The sequence below is a fragment of the Streptomyces sp. JLBG701 genome (assembly GCF_058544905.1).
Genome location: NZ_CM178588.1, coordinates 5,486,296 through 5,505,013 on the forward strand (window position 1 = coordinate 5,486,296; position 18,718 = coordinate 5,505,013).

Here is an 18,718-nt window from a genome sequence, read left to right on the forward strand (position 1 = left end):
ATGACCATCGAATGGCGCTACACCGTCGAGCAGGACCTCGGCGTCCTGTCCGTCTCCGGATACCTGGGCCCCGACGCCGTCCGCCGCTTCTCGGGTGCCGTCGGCTGGGTGGTGGGACGCGGGAGCGGTCCGGTCATCGTCAACCTGTCCGAACTGCGCGGCTGGTCGGCCGAGGGACAGCTGGCGATCACCGAGGCCGCGCGCCGCCTCGCCGAAGCGGGCCGCGGCCTGGAACTGGCCGCGATCCCCGCCGACGGCTCCCTCGTCCCCGACGGGGACTGCCCGCCCATCCCCGTACACGCCGACCTGCCCGGCGCGCTCGCGGCCCACAGCACGGGCGAGTGAACCCGCCGGGTTCAGCGGGTTCAGCCGGGGCCTTGTCCGGGTCGGCTCCCGTCGTCGTCCGAGGTGGACGGGGTGGTCCGGCCGCCGAAGGAGAGCTTCAGCATGCGGGCCTCGCCGCACCGCGGGCACCGTCCGTCCGGGCCTACGGCGGTGGGCCGGCACTTGAGGCGGCAGGCGGGGCACTTGGACCAGGCGACGGCCGCGCCACGCAGCGGAATGATTCTCACGTAAGCCCCCTTCACGTCCTGTATGGAGTTGCTAATCTTAGCAATTGCCTAGGTCGTCACCTATGGTTCATGCGGTTCGGTTCTCGTGCGCGGATTCGGCGTCGCCGCTGTCGCACGCGAGGATGGGCCGTATGTGTTTGACGAGTGGGTGGATGCGATGCGCCGAGGACCGGCCGGTACGGCCGTGCTGCTCCGCCGGGGAGGGGACGGCACGATGAGTACGCCGCTGTACCAACTGAAGGCCGAGTTCTTCAAGACGCTCGGGCATCCCGCGCGCATCCGGGTTCTCGAACTTCTGAGCGAGCGCGAGCACGCGGTGGCCGAGATGCTGCCCGAGGTGGGGATCGAGGCAGCCCACCTGTCACAGCAGCTCGCGGTGTTGCGGCGGGCGAACCTCGTGGTGACCCGCAAGGAGGGCTCGAACGTGTACTACTCGCTGACCAGCCCGCACATCGCCGAACTGCTCAGGGTCGCCCGCACCATCCTCTCCGGCGTACTCGCCGGCCAGGCCGAACTCCTCGCCGACCTGCGGGCCGCCCAGGCGCAGGCGAAACCGCCGTCGTGACGACGGCGCCCTCAAACGGCGGACGCCTTCACCCCCGGTCAGGCCGGCCTCCACGCAAAGGGCCCGGCGGCCCGCCGTACGTGCGGAAGCCCTGAGGCGCTCCAGGGGGGACACTGAAGTCAGGCGATGTCGGCGCTGGCAAGGGGGTGTCGACGGTGGTGAGGACGCGGCGCTCGAAGGTACGGCTGTGGCGATGGCGACGTAATCCGCTCAAGCGGCGCAGTGATGTCATCGAAGCCTGGATCCTGCTCACCGCGTGTGTCCTGGCGCTGGCCGGGGGCCTCCTGGCCGCCCTGGTCACCCAGGCAGCGGTGGAGCAGGACCTCGACCAGCAGCGAGTGGAGCGACAGGCGGTCACCGCCACGCTCGTCGAGGACGCGAAGAACAAGCCGCCCACGGGCGCGGCCGACGACGACCGGGTCTGGGCCACGGCCCGCTGGACCGCCCCGAACGGATCGACACGCACCGGCCAGGCCGCGGTACGGCCCGACGCCCCGGCCGGAACCCGGTTCACGGTGTGGACGGACCGACACGGCACGCTCACCTCGAAGCCCGTGACACACGGGGAGGCACAGCTCCAGGCAGTCCTGGCGGGCCTGCTGGCCGCAGGCATCAGCTGCGGAGTGGTGGCGGGCGGCACCTATGCGGCAAGGGCGTGGCTGGACCGGCGGCGCATGCAGGAATGGGCCGCCGACTGGGCACGGACGGACACCCGGCGAGGCGGAAAGACCGGCTGACGCCCGAACCAGGCACGTCCGCTCACGCACACCCCCGAAAACGAAGCAGCGCCCGACCCGACCAAAGCCGACTCAGGCGCTGCACAGCAGGTCAGAGGGGGTACCCCCCGTCACCCGCACCGTAGGCCCTGTGGGACTCTAACCCACAACCAATGGATTAAAAGTCCTGGCCAAAGCTTGCCGGGTGGTTCCGGATGCTTCTTCGGGGTTCGGAACCACCTGGTCAAGGTAGGTGCCACCTCGCACTTGGTCCACGGCGTGATGGTCTCTGCCACATCATCCGCTCACGCATCGCTCACGCACGACGGCCTGCTGAGCATTGCCGAGGTCAGCCAGCGGAGACGAACGCGTCGAACGCCGACTGCAGGGCAACGACGGCGGCGCTCAGGGCGGCCGCCTCACCGAGCGCGTCGGTGATCGCACGGACACGGCGACGCAGCCTCCCGGGGTGAAGCTCGGGGCGGGCAGCCTCCGACTCGGCCTCGTCGAGCGCCCGCACCGCGTCCGCAGCGTCCTCGTCCGGTACGGCGCCCGGGTCCTCGGCGCGCAGCTGCGCGAGTTCGTGCCGCACCTGTGCCAGCGCGCGGACCAGTTCACTCCGTACGGGATCGACCGCGGGTACGACGGCTGGCGCCCCCTGATGGAGGACCGTGTTGCCGGAGCCGACGACGACCTGACCGGTGGTCACATCACCGGTCCACACCTGATAGCGGGGTTCGGGAGGGTCGGGAGTCCGCACGCTGCGCTCCTTACGGGACAGGATCTTGTTGGGGCGTGGTGGCGCACACGTAGTACGGCGACTGCGTAGGCGCGTACGGGGACGCTCCTGTCTTGTTGACAGCGCTCACCCGGAAACACATGTACTGCCCGGCCACCAGGCCGCCCCAGTCGTACGACGTCTTGTTCGGCGGTGTCGACCGGGTGCTGTCGCCGTTGTTCACCCAGAACGCGGTCTCGTCGTCGGAGTTGTCCGTCCAGGTCACACGGATCGTGAAACGGTCGATCGCCTCGGCCCTCGCGCCCGTGGGGGCGGCTGGGACGGTCGGGGTCGGACTCGGCGACGGGGTACGTGTAGTGGGTGTGGAGGAGGTCTCGGTGTTCGTCGGCGTCGGAGGTGTTCCGGTGGCGGTGGACTCGACTGCCGCCGCGGTCAACGAGGTCGTCGGGGGAGGGGGCGGCGGCGTCTGATCGTCGGAGGTGACGGCCAGGCCCGTGACTGTGCCGCCGACGACGATCGCCGCGGCCAGTGTCGCGACGACTGCAGGGTGTGCCGCGACGGGGCCCGGTAGCGAGCCAGCCGTACCGCTCCCCGTCTGGGTCGTGGCCGCCGCACCGCCACCCGCCTTTCCCGCTGCAGCGCCCGTGACGAGCGCTCCACTCGCGGCGCCGCCGACCGTCAGACCGGCAATGATCCCCAGAGCGAACCGCCGGGTGTCGTCCTCTCGGGCGAAGTACGCCGCATCCTCGTCGGCCCCCAGTCTGCGGGCTGCGCGGCCCCCAAGCTCCAGCACGCGGTGCCAGGCGCCCCAGTGCAGGGAGCGGGCCAGTACTGGAGCCACCGTTCGTGCCAGCCGGCACACCCCGGCGTCGTCGCCCGCCCGCTCCGCCGCGGAGAGGACAAGCAGTACGACACCGGTCTCCGCCACGACTTGATGAGGGCGGATGGCATCGCCCACCCAGGCGGCCAGCGGGGCGACGAGTTCCGCGGACTGCCGCAGGGTGCCCGCACGTTCGGCCACCAGGGCGGCGAGCGAGCCGCTCGCCCGGTACCCGAAACCGTCCCGCGCCACCAGGCCCGCCGCTCCCAGTTCCGCGAGTGTGGTCTGGTCCGGCGCGGACGCCACACCGGAGCAGGCGCTCAACAGCTCATAAGAGACCGCCAGCGGCACAAACCCGCAGAGCAGGCCCAGGCACCGTCCGGCCGCGGCACTCAGATCCCCGGCGATCCCGAACGCAAGGACCGACTCCTCGGCGGCGAATCCGTTGGAACCGCCGCCGAGACGCAGAGCGGCCGCCGCCTGGACGAGCGCCAGGGGATGTCCACGCACCGTGGAGACGAGCCTCAGCGCCGCAGCCTCGTCAGCCCCCAGCGGATGTCCCAGTTCCCGGCCAAGCAGGGCCAGGGAGTCCGTCTCAGGGAGCCCGCCCAGGCGCAACCCCTGCCATGGCCCGCCAGATAACGCCCCAGGCGAGGCCAGTAGTACGTCACAGGAGGGGACTGCATCCGCCAATACGTTCAGGTCGTCCGCCGAGCCGTCGAAGTCGTCCATGACCAGGAGGGCGTCCACCGAGCCCATGAGCCTGCGCAGGCGATCGGATTCGGGTTTGTAGCCGTCGGCATCGTCGGTGGCGTAGCACGCATCGAAGACTTCTTGGACGATGTCCGCCACGGGCAGCCCGGCGGCTGAGAAGTACACCACGTCTCGCCCCGCCCCGGCGCACTGGGCGGCGTACTCGGCGAGCAGGGCGGTTTTGCCGATGCCTGGCGGCCCGCAGACCTGCACCGGCCGCCTGTCGCCCAACCACCGCGCAATGTCCGCGAGTTCACCTTCCCGCCCGAGTAATCCGGAGGGACGGTGAAGCGCCGCTCGACCCACCGGCGGTCGACGCAGTCGCACCCGCGGAGGCGGCCCGGTACGTACGTCGACCCGCGAGTCACCGCTCGCGTTGACCACGACGTTGTGGTCGCCGACCACGAACTGCCCGCTGATGTGGCCGTAGACCCGGATGGAGTTCGTGGGTGCCAAGGCCCTGCACCTCCCCCGGTGCGAACTCAGGGACCGGAGCGTAGCAAGCCAAAGGGGTTGATCACGGGCAATCGACCAAGATTGTGGCACTTGGGGGCAGTGGGCAAACATGCGATGACGGCCTAGTTGCTCACACAGCAGCCCATCGTGGTCAGCCCATCGCGCGCGAGCAGAGAAGAATAGGAGTACCTTTTGGTACCAGAGAGGGTGTGAGCATGAGAATCACAGAGGAAGCCCGCGGTCGGACAACCCGTACGACCGCTCCGTTGAAGGTCGATGCAGCCATAGACGAGCTGATCGCGGACGGCGCCCATTTTCTGGGGATGACGAAGAAGGATCTGGTCGCCGAGGCCGTCCGAACCTACTTGGAGATCCGCCGTGAGGAAGTTCGGGCCAGCATGTTGGAGAAGATGCGCAAGCTGGACGGATCCGTGGAATCGAGCGTCTCGCTGCTCACCGGACTGTCACCGGAGCGGATCAAGGAACTCGGCGGAGTAGGCGAGGACGACTGATCCGTGCGGCCCGCTCGACCTACCCTCCGCGCGCTCCGCGAGGACTTGAAACTACCGCTACCGTCAGCCCGGGAACCGCTCGACGAACTGGATCATCCGATCTTGGCCAAGGCCCGGGAACACTTCGCCGACGACGGGGCCGGGCATGAGCGCATCCGATCGATCGATGACGAGGTGCTCTTCAAGGTCAAGGTCCAACGCTGGCGCGGAGCGGTCTGGACCGACGAGGATCTGCCCTGGCTGATCGCTGCTGGGCAGCGCGAGGATGGTTCACCAGACGACTTCTACTCAGCCCTGGAGACGACCGCGAGGGCCGCACGAGCCCACTACAACGCCAACAACCGCCAGCCCCTGAGCACCACAACGTACGTCGGGCGTCTCCTCCCCGACCAGAACGACCGTGATCGCTACCAACTCGAGGCCGGTGCCCGGCTCGTCCGCGATCTCGCTGCGGCTGTCCGGGAGCTGGCTCGTGGATCACTACACGACGGGCATGAGCACGCCGCCGACTTTCCCGCTTTCCGCCTCGGCATCCTCGTACGCGCCGACGACGGCCATGAGACCTATGCTGCGGTGCGCATCACCGGCTCCGTACCCGACGACCTCATCGCGGTCATCCTGCGCCATGTCCCCGGCTGCGACCCCACCGCCTGGTACCCCGAGTACGCCCTCCCCAGCCGCCCCCTTTTTCCCGCCGAGCAAGCCTGGTCGACCCTCATGGATCCAAAGGCCGCGGCTGAACTCCTGAACGAAGACTGAGCCGGAGTGCTCAGCCAAATGCCGGCCTGGGCCGATGACTACCGAACCAAGGAACGCGCTCATGCCGGATCATGACAACTCGTCCCGGACAGTGACTGTCCCCACGTGCGACCACGGGCCCGTCACCGTCTGGGAACCCGACTGGTGTACCGGAAGCGAAACAGAGCATCAGCCCGGTGGCTACCGCGTCGACATCACGCACGCGAGCCCTGACTACGAATTCACAGTCTCAACGAGCCGTGGCACGCCGGTGGTTCTGCGTGCGTGCTTCGAACAGCGCCCCTTCACCGAGCGCCCACCCGGTCACGTCCCCTTTATGAACGTCGAGATGGATGGCGACTGGCATCCGCACAGTTCCGACGATTTGCGCCGCCTCTCGGAGTCCCTCACGGCACACGCGGATCGGCTCCGGGAACTTGCCGACCGCCTCGACGGTCTCACCAACGCCTTCGATGCCACAAAGGAGACCACGCCTGCGGCGGCGAACCCTAAGAAAGGACGCGGTGGCTGAACAAGCCACGCTGCCTGTTGGCACACCCGCTCACGCAGACGGACTCCACACATGGCGTGGCCCCGGCCAGGAGGACTGGTCGGGGCCACGAAACCGCTGGTCAGAGCCACAGAACGGCCCTGGCCTCGGTAGGCCCTGTGGGACTCGAACCCACAACCAATGGATTAAAAGTCCACTGCTCTGCCAATTGAGCTAAGGGCCCAGGCGATGTTGCCTCCCCGAGCATAGCCGGACACGGCCGTGTCTCCGATCGGGTATCGGGGACACGGTCGTGCCGGCGTCGGTGACGGGGCCCGGAGTGTTCGGGAGTGTTACGGATCTACCGGTTCGGGAGCGCCTTTGCGGGACGCCTCGCGGGCCAGCGTGCGTTCGTGGTCCGGGTTCAGGAACCAGTGGCGGGCCGAGGCCAGCCACCAGGTGGTCGCGAAGCCGAGGACGACCAGGACGGCGATCGGGGCGTAGTTGAAGGTCTCCCAGGTGACCGGGGAGACCTGGGGGAGCATGAAGAGGATCGTGATGACCGCGACCCAGGCCACGGACACGATGCCGATCAGCCGCCACCAGCGGCCCAGATGCCACGGGCCCCGGTCGAACGCCTCGCCCTTGCGGATCCGCAGCAGCGTCGGGATGACGTACGCGATGTAGAGGCCGATGACGGCGATGGACGTCACGGCCGCGTACGCCGTGACGTTGATCAGGTAGGGGAGGCCGAGGAGCAGGGCGCCGAACGCCGCCAGCCAGACCGCCGCGACCGGGGTGCGGGTGCGCGGGTTCACCGTGTGCCAGACGTGCGAGAACGGCAGGGCGCCGTCCCGGGAGAAGGCGTAGATCATGCGGCTGTTGGCCGTCACCGACGCCATGCCGCAGAACAGCTGCGCGCCGATCACCACCAGCAGGAGCAGCTTGCCGGCGGTCGCGCCCAGCCCGTCGATGAGGATCTGGGCGGGCGGTACGCCGGTCGGGGACGCGAGGGTCTCCTCGTACGACTGGATCGCGAAGGTGAAGCCCAGCAGCAGTACGAAGCCCGCTATCCACGACGTCCAGATCGAGCGCACGATCCCCTTCGGGCCCGCCGTCGACGCGTCGTGGGTCTCCTCCGTCATATGGGCGGAGGCGTCGTAGCCGGTGAAGGTGTACTGGGCCATCAGGAGGCCGAGCAGGACGACGTAGACGCCGCTGCCCCAGCCCGTGTTGTTCACGAACTCGCCGAACACGTACGACGCCGATTGGTGGCTGTCGGGGACGAAGGTCAGCGCGCCGACGATCACCGCGACGCCCAGCACGTGCCACCACACGCTCACGCTGTTCAGCAGGCCGACGATCCGGACGCCGAAGGTGTTCAGCAGGCCGTGCAGGACCAGGATCCCCGCGAAGAGCAGGACCGTACGGCCCGGTGTCACCTCGAAGTCGAACTGGAGGTTCAGGTACGCGCCCAGGAAGGACGCCGCGCCGAAGTCGATGCCGGCGGTCACCGCCACCTGGCCCAGGACGTTGAACCAGCCCGTGAACCAGGCCCAGGCGGCGGCCGTACGAGGGGGCGCGAGGCGGTGCGCCCAGAAGTAGAGGCCCGCCGACGTCGGGTACGCCGAGCAGATCTCGGCCATCGACAGGCCCACGAAGAGGGTCATCAGGCCTACGGCCACCCAACCCCACATGATCACGGCGGGGCCGCCCGTGTTCATGCCGAACAGATACAGCGTCAGACAGCCCGACAGGACCGAGATGATCGTGAAGGAGACCGCGTAGTTGGAGAACGCCGACATGCGGCGGGCGAGAACCTGCGTGTAGCCGAGCTGGGCCAATCGCTCTTCATCAGACAGCCCACTCGCTATGGCGTCATCTGTCATGCCCCCAGCAATTCCCCTACTGGGGGCGTGACACACGTCACAGCTTGGCTAGAAAAGGCTCACCCAGAGCTCTAGAAGAGCCCCTTGTAGCCCTGCCAGCCGGTAGCGATCTTCACCCGCGCCGCGAACGACCCCTTGCCGTTACCGGTGTTGCGGTACAGGTTGCCGCTGGTGTCGCGGGAGACGAGGTCGGCCTTGCCGTCACCGGTGATGTCACCGACGCCCACGATCGCGTTGTACGAGCCGCCCCAGTTGCTGAACAGCTTCACCCGGGACGTGAACGTCCCCTTGCCCGTGCCGTAGTACCGGTACAGGTTGTTCGACTTGTCCTGGGCCAGCAGGTCGCCGATGCCGTCGCCGTTGAGGTCCCCGGCTCCCACGACCTTCTTGTACGTCTTCCAGTTGTCGTACAGCTTCACGCGCGCGGAGAGCTTGCCCGAGCTGGTGCCCTTGTAGAGGTAGACCGCACCGGTCGAGGAGTTCCGCGCGATCAGGTCCGGGCGCCCGTCCTTGTTCATGTCACCGGGCGCGGTCAGCACGTCGTACTGGTTCCAGCCGGAGGTGCCGAGCGAGGTGTACGACGTCGACGGGGTCACCGCGTTGCCGCAGGCCGGGCGGTAGGCGCGCAGTGCCCCACTGCTCAGCCGCACGAGGACGTCGTTGCAGCGGTCCCCGTTCAGGTCGCCGAACGGTACAGCCTTCACGCTCGTCGCCCAGCCGCTCCCGCTGACCTTGCCGGAGAACGTGCCCTTGCCCGTGCTCCGCTGGAAGGTCAGCGCGCCCGAGGAGTTGAGGGTGAGCAGGTCACCGAAGCCGTCGTCACCGGCGTGGTCGCGGCGGACGGGCTCGCCCTTCACCAGCTTGACCGTGCCGCTCACCGTCAGCGGGGCGCCGACGCCGTCGGCCGGAGTGACGGTCACGGTCCAGTCGTAGGAGCCGTTCGGCAGGTACGCGTCCCCGGTCCCGTTCGGGTCCAGCCCGTACCAGCCGACGCTCAGCTCGCCCCGCGCGGCCGTGCCGTCCCTGCCGCCGCCGTAGACCTTTCCGGTCGCGCGGTTGCGCACCGTCAGGCCCCAGCGCGAGGACGGCTTCGACAGCAGCAGGGTGGTCAGGGTGTCGGGCGTCGTGTCGAACGTATGCGCCTCGACGGACGACGCGCTCTCGGCCGGCGCCAGCAGGCTCAGCGGCTGCTGCTCCACTCCCGACGGTACGAGGTGCACGCGCTCCTGGTCGTCGACGTACGCGGCGTTCGCGCCCGACTCGTCCACCGTCCAGCGCACGTCCCGCTGCGAGACCCCGGTGTCGGGCAGGTCCCCGATGACCCGGCTCGCGGCCGTCCCGTCGGCGACCGTGGTGAGCGTCAGCTTCCCGGCCTGCTTGTCGTGCGTGACGACGTACCCGTCCCCGAGCTTCGCCTCGTCCGCCGGAACGGGCACGGACTTCTTCGCCGTACGGTCGTAGACGCCGGACTTGCCGTCGCAGGTCCAGTAGAGATAGCGGCCGAGCGCCTGGAGTTCGGTGGGGGTGCAGCCGGCGTCGGTGGTGACGGTGGTCGAGGTCTTGGTGGACAGGTTCAGCGCGGTGACGCTGCCCGGGGTCGTCCCGGCCGTCCACAGCACGTCGCCCGAGAGCGCGTTGGCGCGCGTCGTACGGGCGACGGGGTTCCCGTCGTCGCCGATCTTGTAGACGTACCGCTCGCCCGGATCCGTGTAGAGGACGTACCGCCCCGACACGTCGACGATGCGCCCGTCAGCGGGCACGCTCCGCTCCCAGAGCCCGGCGCCCGTCGGGCCGTTGACCCGGAGCCGGTTGTCCTCCGAGGCGTGCTCCATCCAGGCGATCCGGCCGTCGGCGGTGCCGAAGACCTGCGAGCAGTACACGTCCTTTGCCGCGCAGGTGCCGATCACCGCGTCGGACACCAGCCTCGGAGTGAACTCGGAGCGTTCGCCGAACTCGGGTGTTCCGCTGGTGGCGACGGTCCGCACGTAGTCGTTGCGCTGCGTGCTCGCACTGGTGTCGGTGACGACCAGGCGGCCCTGTTCGAGGGAGATGCCCTGGATCGGGGCCGGCGGCTTCGGCAGGGCCTTGAGCTGCGTGACGACCGGGTTACCGGAGGCGTCCGCGTGGATGCGCTGGATGCCCCAGTCGTCGGCGCTCGTCCTGCCGACGGCCACGGCGGAGCCGTCCGACGCGGCCGACAGGTCGAGACGGGCCGAGGTGAGCAGGGTGACCTCCGCGCCGCCCGCGATGGGCTTGGCGGTGACCTGGACGCTGCCGCTGGGGTGGTGGACCAGCCAGTCGCCGACCACCGCGAGGTCGTCGACGTAGTTCGCGCTGCTGCTGCCGTCGAGGGCGACCTCGACGGGGGCGGCCGAGAAATCGGCGCGGGGCAGTACGATCACCTTGGCGTTCAGCGTCCGGCTGTACACGGCGACGTACTCGGGCGAGAGCTTGAGGTAGGCGTAGGTGGCGCTGGGCAGCGGCTGGGACCAGCTCTGCACGCGGCCGGTCGAACGGTCGACGGCCACCACGCGGTCCGTGCCGTCCAGCGTCGCGTTGAAGACCACGCCGGAGGCGTCCGCGCCACGCGGGTGCGACAGCGTCATGCCCTCGGGCACTCCGCTGACCTCGGTGTCGACGACGGCCCCGTCCGCGCCGACGTCCAGCAGGTGCAGCACCCGCGTGGTCGTCCCGTCCTCGTTGGTGACGGAGCTGTACGTCACCACCGTGGTGCCGTACACGTTCAGCAGGCCCTGCCCCGTGGGCAGTTGGACGGTGCGGGTCGTACCGTCGACCGGGTTCCACAGGTCGATACGACCGCCGCTGTAGCGGTACGCGAGGATGTCGCTGCCCGTGCCGGTGACGCCGATCGTGCCCGACTCCGACGGCGCCTCGATGGTCTTGCCGTCTGAGTAACGCGTCCACAGCAGGCGGGAGTTGCCCTCCAGCCGGTGGTACACGCCCTCCGTGCCGATGCCGTCGACGCCCGTCTGGGTGTCGGGAGCGTGCAGAGTCGCTCCCAGGTTGGTGCTGCGCAATGCGGCCGGTACGACCGTCTCCTGCGGTGTGTCCGCGGCCGCCGTGCCCGCGTTGGTCAATGAGCCGGCGCCCAGGGCGGCCAGGCTGACGAGAGTGAGAGCGATCCGGGCATGCCGGGTCAAAGGGTCCCTCCCCAGGGAAAGTCAGAAGAGGCGCGGCGGCAGGCCTCGTCGAAGTCGAACCCCCTCGGCCACTCTCCGCCACGCAAGCGAAACGATGTTAACAACCGGCACACAGGTTCCGGTAGCGAATCGGCAGCACAGAGAAGGGCCCGTACGACCGAAGTCGTACGGGCCCTTCAAAGGCTCAACGGCGGTTCAGCCGACGCCAGTTGGCGTCAGCCGTTGCGCTTCCAGCGCGGCTTGTCGTCGCGCCGGCCGAAGGAACCCGTGCCGGTGCCGGTGCTGCCACCGGCACGGTGGTCGTCGCGGCGGGCGTACGGGCGGTCGTGGCCGGCGGAGCGGAAGCCGGGGCGGTCGCTGCTGCCCTGGCGGTCGCGGTTGAAGGGACGGTCGCTGCCCCGGTGACCGGACGGACGGTCGTCGCGACGGAAGCCGCCACGGTCGTTGTCACGGTTGAAGCCACCGGAGGGACGGTCATCGCGGCGCTCGAAGGGACGGCCGCCACGGTCACCACCCGAGGGGCGGTCGTCACGACGGAAACCACCCGAGGGACGGTCGTCACGACGGTCGAAAGAGCGACCACCACCGTCACGACGGTCGTCACGACGGAAACCACCGGACGGACGGTCATCGCGACGCTCGAAGGAACGGCCACCACGGTCGTTGTCACGGTTGAAGCCACCAGACGGGCGGTCATCGCGGCGCTCAAAAGAACGGCCGCCACGGTCACCACCGTCACGACGGTCATCGCGACGGAAGCCACCCGAGCCACCGGACGGACGCTCGTCACGACGCTCGAAAGAACGGCCACCACGGTCGTTGTCCCGGCGGAAGCCACCCGACGGGCGGTCGTCACGGCGGTCGCGGCGCTCGTAGTTGCCCCGGTCGTCGCGGCGCTGACGCGGAGCGTCGTAGGAGGACGAGGAACGCTCCTCGCGCACCGGCGCCTCGGCGACCGGCTGCTCGGACGCGGCCACCTCGACCGCGGCGGCGGACGCCTCGGCGGCCTCGGCCACCGCCGTCTCCGGGTCCTCGCCCCGCTCGCGCGCGGCACGGGCGATCAGGCGGTCGGACTCCTCGCGCAGCTCGGCGGCGCGGCGCGTGGCCCGCTCCAGCTCCTTGGTGAGCTGGGCGACCTCACGCTCGGCCTGCTGCGCGGCGTCGCCCGCCGACTGGGCCTGGACCTCGGTCATCGAACGGGCGCCGGTGATCTCGGCGACCTCGGGCTCGAAGGCCGTACCGGAGTTGATGATGTGACGCGCGGCGTCGACGCCCGCGTCCTCCATCAGCCGGAAGATCTGGCGACGCTGGTGCGGCAGGGAGAGGGATACGACGGTGCCGCTGCGGCCCGCGCGGGCCGTACGGCCGGAGCGGTGCAGGTAGTCCTTGTGGTCGCCGGCCGGGTCCACGTTCAGGACCAGGTCGATGCCGTCGACGTGGATACCGCGGGCGGCGACGTCGGTGGCGACGAGGGCGTTGACGTAGCCCTCCTTGAAGTCGGCCAGCGTCCGGGTGCGGGCGCCCTGCGTCATGCCGCCGTGCAGCGCGTCGGCCTTCACACCGGCGTCACGCAGCTGCTCGGCGATACGGTCGGCGCCCAGCTGGGTGCGGACGAAGATGATCGTGCGGCCCTTGCGGGAGGCGATCGCGGCGGTGACCGGCGCCTTGTCCTTGGGCTTCACGATGAGGATGTGGTGCGACATGGTCGTGACGTTGCCCTGGGCGCTGTCAACCTCGTGCGTGACCGGGTTGCTCAGGTAGCGCTTGACCAGCGTGGAGATCTCGTTCTCCATCGTGGCGGAGAACAGCATGCGCTGGCCGCCGCCGGGGATCTGGTCGAGCAGCTCGGTGACCTCGGGCAGGAAGCCCAGGTCGGACATCTGGTCGGCCTCGTCGAGTACGGCGACCTCGACGTTCTCCAGGGAGCAGGCGCCGCGGTTGATGATGTCGCGCAGGCGGCCCGGGGTGGCGACGAGGACGTCGACGCCGCGCTCCAGGGCGTAGATCTGGTTGCCCATGGACGTACCGCCGCAGACGACCTTCATCTTCAGGCCGAGCACGTCGCCGTAGGGCTGGAGGGCGTCCGCGACCTGCATCGCGAGCTCGCGGGTCGGGGTGAGGATGACGGCGCGGGGCTTCTTGCGCTCGGTGTGGCCGCCGGCGAGGCGCGCCAGGGTCGGCAGACCGAAGGAGAGGGTCTTGCCGGAGCCGGTGCGGCCGCGGCCGAGGATGTCCTTGCCGGCCAGGGCGTCCGGGATGGTCGCGGCCTGGATCGGGAAGGGGCTGGTCACACCGTTCTGCGTGAGCTTGCGCACAACGCCCTCGGGGAGACCGAGGTCGCCGAAGGTCTGCTCGGGGGCGGAGTTCTCGGGAGCCTCGGTGTCGACGGCGTCTACGACAACGCTCTCGACAGCGGCGCTCTCGTCTCCGTTCTCGGGCACGACGATGTGATCAGTACTGGAAATGGACATGCGAATGCGAAACCTTCCGGAGTCTCGTCGGCACGCGCCCGTCAACTCCGTAGATTCGCAATCGACCGCCTCAATGCGGTCCGCCACGGCTGGGGAGAGTACGCGCCACACGGCGCGCTCTGTTGTGGCGCCGGGCAATGGGATCAAACGATCTACCACCATACGCACCCACCCCCCGTCAAGGCAAACTGGGGGCATATCCGCAGGTCGGTAGATCAGCAGAGACCCACTCTACGCCGGTGACCCGGCCGTCGGCGCCGGCTCCCGCTCCACCAGCTGCGGCTCACTGCCCCCGTGCGCCGAGGACGACGGCTCGGCGACCGTCGGAGAGGCTGAGACCGACGGCTCCGGAGGCGTGGGCGTCGGCTCCGGCGGTGTGGGCGTGGGGGTCGGCTGCGCCTTCGTCGGCGTCGGCTCCCCCGGCTGCGGACTCTGCCCCGGCCCGGCCGCCGGCGGCGGGGACGCGCTCACCCCCGGGACACCGGCGGACGCCGACGCCGAGGCAGAAGCCGACTCACCGCCCTTGCCCTTACGGTCCCCATGCCCGTGCTTGTCGTCACCGGAGGCATGCCCGCCGTGCCCGGCACCGCCACCCGACCCCGCGGCACCCCCATCGGGCGCCTCACCGCCCCGCGGACCCACCGAGTGCGACGGCTTGGCCCGGCCTCCGTCGTCGCCACCCACGCTCATACAGCCGGCGGCAGCGGCGACGGCGATCACCGTGGCGGCCAGACGGACGGGAACGTACAAGGGGCGCACGAGCAGCCACCTCCGATGGAGGGCAAGGGAGTCAACCTGTCCAACTCCCGCCGCCCACAAGAGGACACGCGAGGACCCGACCGGATCCCCTCAGCCGCACGACCTCATCCGTACCCCAACGCATGGAGCCGGGCGTCGTCGATACCGAAGTGGTGAGCGATCTCATGAACGCAGGACAACCCGACAGACACCAGGGCCGTCTTCAGACGTAGCCGGTCCTCCGGGGAGGTAGTGAGCAATGTCACCGCAAGAGGCATTAGATCGCTCAATCACCGCAGTTCTGCGCGCCATCCTGTACCTCCGCATCTCGGATCTCACGGACACGTCCACCTCGATATCCCGCCAGGAGAAGGCCGGCCGAGCCAAGGCCGAGGACCTCCGCGCCGAGGTGGTGAAGGTCTTCAAGGACGAGGACAAGTCCGGCTTCCACACATACGTCACGCGGCCGGACTGGGAAGCGGCACTCTCGATGCTCCGCAACCGCCTCGCGGACGTACTGATCGTCTTCAAGGTGGACCGGGCGACGCGGCAGGGCATCCCGCAAGCGTCCGAGATCATCCGCATCGTCTACGAGGCCGGCTGCCGCTTCATCTCCATCGCCGACGGGATCGACTCGAACAACGAGGGGTGGGAACTTCAGCTCACGATCGCGGCGCACCAGGCGCACACGGAGTCCAAGAACACGGCAACGCGAGTCGCGGACTTACGCGCGGACGAACGCGATGCCGGCCGTTGGATGGGACACCGCCCTTACGGCTTCCTGGTGACACCAGAGCGAAAACTGGAGCTTCACCCGGACGAGGCCGCGATCATCCGCGCGATCGTCAAGAAGCTCCTGCACCCGAAGGAACCAGCCTCTCTACGGTCCGTGGCCGCTTGGCTCAACGATCAGGGCTACGACTGCCCGCGCTGGGCAAGTCGCAAGATCCGCATTGCCCAGCTGGAGGCCAAGGGCGAGCCGCTGAAGGCACGCAAGCTGCGCGAGAAGCCTTTCAAGTCGCCGAACTCCTGGTCGTGGCCCGTTGTGCGGCAACTCGTGACGTCCGTTGTCATGACCGGATACCTGCCGCACAAGGGAGAAATCTACCGTCACTCGCAGACCGGCGAGATGGTCCGGGTCGGCCCCGAGATCATCTCTTTGGCGGACTCCACCCGACTCCGTGCCATGTACGGCCAACGTGTCCCCGCCCACTGGACACGGTCGGCCATGCCCGGAACCAAGTCCAAGGACACCGGGCGTGCGGTGACCGGCCTCCTATCCGACTACCTGCACTGCGGAGAGTGCGGGGCCCGTGAGTCGTACGACGCCTACTGGATACGCAACGGCAAGCCGTGGCCCCGTTATCGGTGCCTCCGTCGCCAGTTCAGTGGGCGATGCCCCGGCACGCTCATGAAGGGCACCCACGCGGATCGCATCGTGTTCGAGGCCATGGTCACCCGCCTGACTGCCCTGGACGACGACCACCCGGCGTTGCTCGCGATCGCCGAGCGCTGGGCGGACTTGCGGTACCCGGAGCGCATGGTTCGGCGGGGAGAGTTGGAGGCCCTCATCCAGCAGGAGGAATCTTTCCTGGATCGGTTGGAGGAGGAAAAGCTGAACGGCCTCTTCCAGGGCGCACGCGGTGAAGCGCGCTTCCGAGCCCGGTACGACGCCAGCAATGAGCGGCTGGAGCAGTACGAAAGGGAGTTGGGCGAGATCCCGACCGGCCAGGTAACAGACATTACATTTCTACGGGATTCGACGCTCTTTGAAGAAGCGTGGGAGGACTGGCCTCTCTCCGAGCAGCGCAACATTCTTGGCCTTGTCTTGGAACGGGTCTGGCTCTACAAGGCGCCGTCTTCCGGCGTTAAGCCTTCCGTGGTCCGGTTCCGGTTCTGGTGGGTCGGTGACGAGGAACCGAAGGGTATTGGCGCTTCAACGAAGTTGGACGAAGCAGCCAACCTCAAGAAGGGAAACTGATACGACACTTTGGCCCGCTGCTCTCCCTTGAGTTCCACCGGCAGTAAAGCTAGCTCACACTCCCCTACGTTCTCGGACTGCGTTAGCAAGCGCCTAATGAGTAGTGCAGACTCAAGGAATCTCCACGACTGCGCCTGAAATCGGAAGAGCCCCAGACTGCCCGCGCACGCCAGGCTGAACGTGATAGTTACCTCCGGGCGATGGCCAACCCCGGATTTCGCCTGATCCCGCTCGGCAGTGATCCGCAGCAGATCCCAGCCAACTCCGCCGCCGAGCACAACGGATTGAGCGCCAGCAAGGGTTATGTACACACGATGCGCTGTAGTCAGCACCTCAAGACCACAATTCTCATTGGGCGCCACACGCTTGACCGCTCCACCCAACAACCGCGCGACTTCAGCGGCGACCTTGTTTGATCGGGTTGTCACACGCCAAGTTCTCAAAGTCTCAGCAGACTGTCCCACCACGCGCCCGTAGGAGAAAGCGCCGACAACTCCCTCAGCCATATTGCCGAACCAGGAGATTCGATAACTCCCGTCTCACTTCCGCAAGAACAGCGAAGTCTTCCGCAACGCCTGAAGCCACTAAGGATTCAGCAGCACTGTGACCAGATCCCACGTAACGCCATGAACGGTCGACCGCAGCGTCGACCGTCTCTGATACCCAGGCCCCAACCTCCCGTAGCCGATGAGCAGTTCGTTCAGAGCGAAGGACCGCATAAGTCGTCGAGTACCTGCGGGATTTGGTGAGAACGTGCCCTCGATAGCCATAGGTGTGTGCCCATGCCCGGAGGCGCAGACGCTCAAGCTCCGGCAGGCCGCCGAGGCGCCAACACGTACCCATGAGAGCCCGGGTGTGCGGTGGCACGGGGAGAAGTTCGATCTCCCCGTAGGAGGTGATCGGTCGATCCACACCGTCGACGTCGCCGACGCTCTTGGCGACGTACTTGGCCACGTACGCGGCAACCGCCCGGTCGGTGACGGGCCCGTCATCAAGGGCCCGGCGTATGGAGTGGACGTCGAGTTGCTCACCCCAGCGGAGCACGCGCTCCCCGAGGCCAGACACGTACAGCATGGAGACCTCTACAGCACCAACGGCAGCACGCACCGCGTCCTCAAGGACTGCCGCTGTGGCCCAGGCCGGGGGAGCATCCTCGGGCCCCTCTGGCCCGTCGACACGGATGACCGCGTGGAAGTGGACGGCTCCGCGCCGTTGGTATTCGGCGACCTTGGCGAAGCTCAGCCTCGCGTGTTCGCCGATGCGTGCTTGCGTGATGCCTGCCGCCGTGGCGAGTTGGCGTCGGATGGCACGGGTGGTGCGGTTCCAGAGTTCGCCCGCGTGGGCGTGCCACAGTACGTGTCCGGCGTAGTCGTAGCAGTCCGGGCACAGGGGTTGGCCTACTGCGGAATCGTCAGCAGCGTGAACATGGCCGCAGGCCAGGGGGCGCCCGTGGGTGCACGATGCGCCGGCGGAGCGCGGTCGGCACAGGCCGCCGTCGTTGGTAGCCCGGTGCACGGGGCCGAAGGACGGAGCGGTGAGGGTCAGAAACAGCCGTGCATGGTGGGCAACCGTCGCCGGGACGCCTTTGCCGCCGAGGAGGCCGGACCGGACGAGGTGGAAGGTGTCTCCGGAGTGGAGGCGCGAGCACGGCGGACAGCGTGATTCACGGCGGTTGCGGCACCGTACGGGCAGTCGCCCACCCGGTTCGTCGTCGGTGGCGTAGTGGCGTAGAACCTGTCCTGTGTCGGGGTCGAGCACGGTCGTGTGGCCCGCAAGGTAGATCGGGTGGGCGCATCCGCCTGTGGCCTTGATCTGTTCGAGCCAGCGCGGGAAGCCCGGTTCATTCGCGAGACGTATCAAGTCCCGTTCTGTGTCGGAGAGTCGGCGCAGGCGCTCCGCCTGGTGAAGGACGAAGCACCGCGCGTCAGTAGTGGTGGGCGGCATACAGGGGCGGTGACCTTTCAGTGTGGGCGGGCCGACGGACCACGGCGGGTTGGATGTGTGGGTGGTGCACAGTGCTCCTTAGGGGCAGGGATCCGAGAGGGCGTGGTCAGGAGTGCTGCGAGCACATGCCGACGAAGACGCCCACGATGGCGACGACCACGAGGAACTTCAGG

General features: G+C 68.4%; 16 protein-coding genes, 1 tRNA gene and 1 pseudogene. 8 read left to right on the forward strand and 10 right to left on the reverse strand.

What is annotated here, in order from left to right; all coding sequences use genetic code 11:
• Window positions 1-345 (forward strand): STAS domain-containing protein, encoded by a 345-nt coding sequence (locus AC5DRG_RS25165; RefSeq protein WP_491812895.1) that lies wholly within the window; start codon window positions 1-3, stop codon window positions 343-345.
• Between the two features lie 20 nt (window positions 346-365).
• On the opposite strand, the gene AC5DRG_RS25170 is transcribed toward AC5DRG_RS25165, so the two are convergent.
• Complete coding sequence (locus tag AC5DRG_RS25170; RefSeq protein WP_491812897.1) at window positions 366-572, reverse strand: hypothetical protein; 207 nt, start codon at window positions 570-572, stop codon at window positions 366-368.
• A 214-nt stretch (window positions 573-786) separates the two neighbouring features.
• Here AC5DRG_RS25170 and AC5DRG_RS25175 point away from each other — a divergent pair, with 214 nt between their 5' ends.
• Window positions 787-1,137, forward strand: coding sequence for an ArsR/SmtB family transcription factor (locus AC5DRG_RS25175; RefSeq protein WP_491813148.1), 351 nt, complete (start codon window positions 787-789; stop codon window positions 1,135-1,137).
• A gap of 155 nt (window positions 1,138-1,292) precedes the next feature.
• Window positions 1,293-1,874: an Rv1733c family protein gene (locus tag AC5DRG_RS25180; protein WP_491812898.1), complete on the forward strand. Its 582-nt coding sequence runs from the start codon at window positions 1,293-1,295 to the stop codon at window positions 1,872-1,874.
• Window positions 1,875-2,202: 328 nt separating this feature from the next.
• Here the strand turns inward: AC5DRG_RS25180 and AC5DRG_RS25185 are convergent, their stop codons facing one another.
• Together AC5DRG_RS25185 and AC5DRG_RS25190 are read right to left on the reverse strand one after the other, a co-directional pair.
• Window positions 2,203-2,613, reverse strand: coding sequence for a DUF5955 family protein (locus AC5DRG_RS25185; protein ID WP_491812899.1), 411 nt, complete (start codon window positions 2,611-2,613; stop codon window positions 2,203-2,205).
• Window positions 2,614-2,623: 10 nt separating this feature from the next.
• The gene (locus AC5DRG_RS25190) at window positions 2,624-3,922 is read right to left on the reverse strand and encodes a fibronectin type III domain-containing protein (RefSeq protein WP_491812900.1); all 1,299 of its coding nucleotides are present in this window, start codon (window positions 3,920-3,922) and stop codon (window positions 2,624-2,626) included.
• 914 nt (window positions 3,923-4,836) lie between these two features.
• On the opposite strand from AC5DRG_RS25190, the gene AC5DRG_RS25195 reads away from it, so the two are divergent.
• The 3 genes from AC5DRG_RS25195 to AC5DRG_RS25205 all read left to right on the forward strand — a co-directional run bounded on the left by AC5DRG_RS25195 (window position 4,837) and on the right by AC5DRG_RS25205 (window position 6,403).
• Complete coding sequence (locus AC5DRG_RS25195) at window positions 4,837-5,133, forward strand: hypothetical protein (RefSeq protein WP_115743256.1); 297 nt, start codon at window positions 4,837-4,839, stop codon at window positions 5,131-5,133.
• Window positions 5,134-5,235: 102 nt separating this feature from the next.
• Window positions 5,236-5,892 carry a hypothetical protein gene (locus AC5DRG_RS25200; RefSeq protein WP_491812901.1) on the forward strand — a complete coding sequence of 219 codons (657 nt, stop codon included), beginning with the start codon at window positions 5,236-5,238 and terminating at the stop codon, window positions 5,890-5,892.
• Between the two features lie 61 nt (window positions 5,893-5,953).
• The gene (locus AC5DRG_RS25205; protein ID WP_491812902.1) at window positions 5,954-6,403 is read left to right on the forward strand and encodes a DUF6907 domain-containing protein; all 450 of its coding nucleotides are present in this window, start codon (window positions 5,954-5,956) and stop codon (window positions 6,401-6,403) included.
• A gap of 129 nt (window positions 6,404-6,532) precedes the next feature.
• Here the strand turns inward: AC5DRG_RS25205 and AC5DRG_RS25210 are convergent.
• From AC5DRG_RS25210 to AC5DRG_RS25235, 6 genes and pseudogenes are all read right to left on the reverse strand, one after another.
• A tRNA-Lys gene (locus tag AC5DRG_RS25210) sits at window positions 6,533-6,605 on the reverse strand.
• A gap of 109 nt (window positions 6,606-6,714) precedes the next feature.
• Window positions 6,715-8,250 (reverse strand): amino acid permease, encoded by a 1,536-nt coding sequence (locus AC5DRG_RS25215; RefSeq protein ID WP_491812903.1) that lies wholly within the window; start codon window positions 8,248-8,250, stop codon window positions 6,715-6,717.
• Window positions 8,251-8,321: 71 nt separating this feature from the next.
• The gene (locus AC5DRG_RS25220; RefSeq protein ID WP_491812904.1) at window positions 8,322-11,411 is read right to left on the reverse strand and encodes an FG-GAP repeat domain-containing protein; all 3,090 of its coding nucleotides are present in this window, start codon (window positions 11,409-11,411) and stop codon (window positions 8,322-8,324) included.
• 215 nt (window positions 11,412-11,626) lie between these two features.
• Window positions 11,627-13,882, reverse strand: a complete 2,256-nt coding sequence (locus AC5DRG_RS25225) for a DEAD/DEAH box helicase (RefSeq protein ID WP_491812905.1) — start codon at window positions 13,880-13,882, stop codon at window positions 11,627-11,629.
• A 231-nt stretch (window positions 13,883-14,113) separates the two neighbouring features.
• Window positions 14,114-14,641 carry a hypothetical protein gene (locus tag AC5DRG_RS25230; RefSeq protein WP_491812906.1) on the reverse strand — a complete coding sequence of 176 codons (528 nt, stop codon included), beginning with the start codon at window positions 14,639-14,641 and terminating at the stop codon, window positions 14,114-14,116.
• 104 nt (window positions 14,642-14,745) lie between these two features.
• Window positions 14,746-14,820 (reverse strand): annotated as a pseudogene (locus tag AC5DRG_RS25235) (metallopeptidase family protein); the annotation flags it as partial.
• A gap of 59 nt (window positions 14,821-14,879) precedes the next feature.
• On the opposite strand from AC5DRG_RS25235, the gene AC5DRG_RS25240 reads away from it, so the two are divergent.
• Entirely contained in the window at window positions 14,880-16,601 is a 1,722-nt protein-coding gene (locus AC5DRG_RS25240; RefSeq protein WP_491812907.1) for a recombinase family protein, read from the forward strand.
• 200 nt (window positions 16,602-16,801) lie between these two features.
• Window positions 16,802-17,017, forward strand: coding sequence for a hypothetical protein (locus AC5DRG_RS25245; RefSeq protein ID WP_491812908.1), 216 nt, complete (start codon window positions 16,802-16,804; stop codon window positions 17,015-17,017).
• Between the two features lie 82 nt (window positions 17,018-17,099).
• Here the strand turns inward: AC5DRG_RS25245 and AC5DRG_RS25250 are convergent, their stop codons facing one another.
• Complete coding sequence (locus AC5DRG_RS25250) at window positions 17,100-18,545, reverse strand: replication initiator (protein ID WP_491812909.1); 1,446 nt, start codon at window positions 18,543-18,545, stop codon at window positions 17,100-17,102.
• Window positions 18,546-18,718 lie beyond the last annotated feature (173 nt).